This is a genomic window from Psychrobacter sp. W2-37-MNA-CIBAN-0211 (assembly GCF_040309405.1).
Taxonomy (GTDB): Bacteria; Pseudomonadota; Gammaproteobacteria; order Pseudomonadales; family Moraxellaceae; genus Psychrobacter; species Psychrobacter glaciei.
In genome coordinates, this window is sequence record NZ_JBEOOU010000026.1 from 1 (window position 1) to 3,904 (window position 3,904).

The following is a 3,904-nucleotide window of genomic DNA, read 5'->3' on the forward strand; positions in this document are numbered from 1 at the left end:
GGGGAATATCAGAAGTGGAACGGCACAGCCTGGGTGAAGGATACGGAAGCAGAAAAACTGTTCCGGATCCGGGAGGCGGAAGAAACAAAAAAAAGCCTGATGCAGGTAGCCAGTGAGCATATTGCGCCGCTTCAGGATGCTGCAGATCTGGAAATTGCAACGAAGGAAGAAACCTCGTTGCTGGAAGCCTGGAAGAAGTATCGGGTGTTGCTGAACCGTGTTGATACATCAACTGCACCTGATATTGAGTGGCCTGCTGTCCCTGTTATGGAGTAATCGTTTTGTGATATGCCGCAGAAACGTTGTATGAAATAACGTTCTGCGGTTAGTTAGTATATTGTAAAGCTGAGTATTGGTTTATTTGGCGATTATTATCTTCAGGAGAATAATGGAAGTTCTATGACTCAATTGTTCATAGTGTTTACATCACCGCCAATTGCTTTTAAGACTGAACGCATGAAATATGGTTTTTCGTCATGTTTTGAGTCTGCTGTTGATATTTCTAAAGTCGGTTTTTTTTCTTCGTTTTCTCTAACTATTTTCCATGAAATACATTTTTGATTATTATTTGAATCAATTCCAATTACCTGAAGTCTTTCATCTATAATTGGCATTGTATGTATTGGTTTATTGGAGTAGATGCTTGCTTTTCTGAGCCATAGCTCTGATATCCAAATGAAGCCATAGGCATTTGTTATTTTGGCTCTGTCAGCTGCATAACGCCAAAAAATATATTTATCTGCTTGATCTTCAAATGTTGTATTGATTAAATCAATTGGATGGAATTGTTTATCATAAAAAATTAATGTTTGAATGTGATAACCGTCCTTTAAAAAAGTCGTTTCTGCAAGCTTGGCTGTATAGTCAACTAACTCTTCTGTCGAAGTGATATTTTTAGGCTTATCTACCAGTTTTAGACGCTCTTTAATATCTTCAGGAATTATTTTATTGTCATATTGTATCATGCTAAATGACAATTTGCTTATGGAGTAATCTTTTAATTTTAAATAAGTTATTCTCCTGGCTTCATCAAATAAAGAGTCGAATGATGTTGGCGAAATCACATCGTCACCCATTGGATTGTTTATTTGTATGCCAAGAGAGTTACAGCAGTTATACATTCTGCCATAGATTATAGCTAAGGCATGTAATAATTCGTAATCTTTTAGCGTATTAGCGACCCATCGTCTTTCTGATTTAATAATAGATGATTCAGTTAAATATGAAGGTAATTTCTTTTGTGCAAGTCTGACTAACTTTTTTATACCAATGTTTAACATACTTTCATTTGTAATAAACTCAATGTCATTTTCTTCAATGTAAGATGAAATAAGAGTAGCCTTTGCCTCGCTATACATTTCTAAATCGCCTTGTTTTTCTATCGTATTGCGAGAATTTTTAGCCCAAGCCATTAATGGATCATTTTTCCATTTTTCAATAACATTATTGTTATACCAAATGTCATATCCTATAATCTGGTTTTTGTTTTTTTGAATAATAAATGTTACTGTTCTTGCGGTTTGGAGGAATTGATTCAAATTCAAGCGAAATAATTCAGGGTCAAAATATGTATCAATGCAGCATTTGAGCAAGTGCGATAAATCTTTAAGTCTTCTTTCCCATGGTTTTTTAGTCATAAAACTCTCCATTTTGATAGGTTGCATGCTAGATGCTGATATATTTTAGAGGTGATAAAATTAACTGCTTAACTGTCAATGTAATACAAGTTGTTTGATCTTTGCAATGATTCTTATCAGAAACCATATAGTAAATTAGTTACACAGGAAATTTTTAATATTATTATTATCATTCATTATGTATTAAAATTAGAGTTGTGGCTTGGCTCTGCTAACACGTTGCTCATAGGAGATATGGTAGAGCCGCAGACACGTCGTATGCAGGAACGTGCTGCGGCTGGCTGGTGAACTTCCGATAGTGCGGGTGTTGAATGATTTCCAGTTGCTACCGATTTTACATATTTTTTGCATGAGAGAATTTGTACCACCTCCCACCGACCATCTATGACTGTACGCCACTGTCCCTAGGACTGCTATGTGCCGGAGCGGACATTACAAACGTCCTTCTCGGTGCATGCCACTGTTGCCAATGACCTGCCTAGGAATTGGTTAGCAAGTTACTACCGGATTTTGTAAAAACAGCCCTCCTCATATAAAAAGTATTCGTTCACTTCCGATAAGCGTCGTAATTTTCTATCTTTCATCATATTCTAGATCCCTCTGAAAAAATCTTCCGAGTTTGCTAGGCACTGATACATAACTCTTTTCCAATAATTGGGGAAGTCATTCAAATCTATAATAGGTTTCAGATTTGCTTCAATAAATTCTGACTGTAGCTGCTGAAACGTTGCGGTTGAACTATATTTCCTTATAACTTTTACGAAAGAGTTTCTTTGAGTAATCACTTCACTCAAGTGCTTCCCTGCCTCCAAACGATACCTGTTAGCAATATTTAATAGCTTGAAATGATGAAGAGCTCTGTGTTTGTCTTCCTGCCTCCAGTTCGCCGGGCATTCAACATAAAAACTGATAGCACCCGGAGTTCCGGAAACGAAATTTGCATATACCCATTGCTCACGAAAAAAAATGTCCTTGTCGATATAGGGATGAATCGCTTGGTGTACCTCATCTACTGCGAAAACTTGACCTTTCTCTCCCATATTGCAGTCGCGGCACGATGGAACTAAATTAATAGGCATCACCGAAAATTCAGGATAATGTGCAATAGGAAGAAAATGATCTATATTTTTTGTCTGTCCTATATCACCACAAAATGGACATTTTTCACCTGATGAAACAAGCATGTCATCGTAATATGTTCTAGCGGGTTTGTTTTTATCTCGGAGATTATTTTCATAAAGCTTTTCTAATTTAACCTTTGTCAGGTTACCAACTACTAAGGTTGTAGGCTCAAGAGGGTGTGTCCTGTCGTAGGTAAATAACTGACCTGTCGAGCTTAATATTCTATATTGTTGTTCTTTCTGCAAAAAAGTGGGGAAGTGAGTAATGAAATTATTTCTAACATTTATCTGCATCATACCTTCCGAGCATTTATTAAGCATTTCGCTATAAGTTCTCGCTGGAAGAGGTAGTTTTTTCATTGTACTTTACCTTCATCTCTGTTCATTATCATCGCTTTTAAAACGGTTCGACCTTCTAATCCTATCTGACCATTATAATTTTTTAGAATGGTTTCATAAGAAAGCTCTGAATCAACGGACTGCGATAATAAGTGGTGGTATCCAGAATTTGTCACTTCAAGTAAAAACACCTCACGAGTTAAAACACCTAAGTTCTCACCGAATGTCTCAATATCCGGACGGATAATATTTATTGCTTCTCTTGACCGTAGGACTTTCCACATGCAGGATTTTGGAACCTCTTGCAGTACTACTGGGGAATGAGTTGCAATTATTGCTACACCATTGCGTGCATCGAGTAAGTCGCTTAATGTTCGTAAAAAAGCAGAGAGCAAAGGTGGATGCAGATGAACCTCTGGTTCATCGAATAAAACTAATGACTTTTCGCCAACGACATCTACTAATCTTGTGATAGTAAATAAAACAATTGCATGTCCAGAGCTCATTCGAAGCAGATATTTCTGGATATTGTCATAAAACAATTTAGTGAATTTATCATCGTCCACTTGAATCTGTGGTTCATTACGTCTTAACTCTTCATATTTAGAAATGAGGCTGATGAGTTCCATATTTGAAAAGTTTTCATCACTACTTAGTTTTTTGATAGCTTCAAGCCAGAGTTGTCTTTTTCTATCTACTCTCATACAACCAATAAATGCTGAAATGAATTCGAGCTAGACAAGAACCTTTTACGGGCACACCGATGACAGGAAGTGGTGTCATTGCAGCCACCATACCTGGCAAGTG

At 36.9% G+C, this 3,904-nt stretch carries 5 protein-coding genes; 1 reads left to right on the plus strand and 4 read right to left on the minus strand.

Features of this window, described 5'->3' with window-relative positions:
• On the plus strand, nt 1-276 hold a 276-nt coding region (locus AAEY72_RS14025; RefSeq protein WP_352311087.1), incomplete at its 5' end, for a tail fiber assembly protein.
• 128 nt (nt 277-404) lie between these two features.
• Here the strand turns inward: AAEY72_RS14025 and AAEY72_RS14030 are convergent.
• The 4 genes from AAEY72_RS14030 to AAEY72_RS14045 form a co-directional block, all read right to left on the minus strand.
• Complete coding sequence (locus AAEY72_RS14030) at nt 405-1,637, minus strand: Ea47 family protein (RefSeq protein ID WP_000162952.1); 1,233 nt, start codon at nt 1,635-1,637, stop codon at nt 405-407.
• Nucleotides 1,638-2,227: 590 nt separating this feature from the next.
• Nucleotides 2,228-3,118, minus strand: a complete 891-nt coding sequence (locus AAEY72_RS14035; RefSeq protein ID WP_000735931.1) for an HNH endonuclease signature motif containing protein — start codon at nt 3,116-3,118, stop codon at nt 2,228-2,230.
• Nucleotides 3,115-3,801, minus strand: a complete 687-nt coding sequence (locus tag AAEY72_RS14040; RefSeq protein WP_005893984.1) for an AAA family ATPase — start codon at nt 3,799-3,801, stop codon at nt 3,115-3,117. The genes AAEY72_RS14035 and AAEY72_RS14040 overlap by 4 nt, the downstream gene beginning before the upstream one ends.
• Nucleotides 3,788-3,901 carry a hypothetical protein gene (locus AAEY72_RS14045; RefSeq protein WP_352311090.1) on the minus strand — a complete coding sequence of 38 codons (114 nt, stop codon included), beginning with the start codon at nt 3,899-3,901 and terminating at the stop codon, nt 3,788-3,790. Before AAEY72_RS14045 ends, AAEY72_RS14040 begins: the two co-directional genes overlap by 14 nt.
• Between the last annotated feature and the right edge of the window lie 3 nt (nt 3,902-3,904).